This is a genomic window from Snodgrassella sp. B3088 (assembly GCF_026535815.1).
GTDB lineage: Bacteria > Pseudomonadota > Gammaproteobacteria > Burkholderiales > Neisseriaceae > Snodgrassella > Snodgrassella alvi_E.
This window is the reverse complement of sequence record NZ_JAFNPG010000014.1, coordinates 1-530: the sequence shown is the minus strand read 5'-3', so window position 1 is coordinate 530 and position 530 is coordinate 1. Positions and strand designations below refer to the sequence as shown.

1 protein-coding gene is annotated in these 530 nt (G+C 31.9%); it reads left to right on the top strand.

The features are described from left to right. The coding region (locus J3U75_RS09015; protein ID WP_267391624.1) for a hypothetical protein at positions 1-486 on the top strand (486 nt) is incomplete at its 5' end. Positions 487-530 lie beyond the last annotated feature (44 nt).

The window sequence follows — 530 nt, the reverse complement described above, 5'->3', positions numbered from 1 at the left end:
TCCAGAAAAAATCATTGGATGGAGTTTTTTAATATATTTAGTGATAAAGATGAATGGGATGGGGTAGATCTGAATAAGGTTGGTATTTTGTTTACCTATTGTGTTGCTTCTGATAGGCTTAAAAAGTTACTAGTTTCTTTGCAAGATGAATATGTAAAAAAAAATATACGCCATCAGCAGTCCAAAATTATTACGTATACAGGTTCATTAGCTGAAAAAATAGGTCTGGTGGAAATGGATGAAAGATATGATGCTGTAGATAATAAAGTTTTGATTCCTCAATTAACCTTAAAAGACCACTTGGATATTATTCATACATATGAGTATGCTGGCATGCATGGAAATGCTGAAAGAATTCAAAAACGTCTACTTAAATTTTACGAAACGGGAGTCAATTGGGATGAATCTAAAAAATTTTTATTTCCGGATGTAACACCGCCAGCACCTATCCAAAAACCTTTAACCAAAGAAGATTATTTGCACTAGTATAAAAACTTGTATGCAAAAACTTTATTAAGGTTTGGATGGAA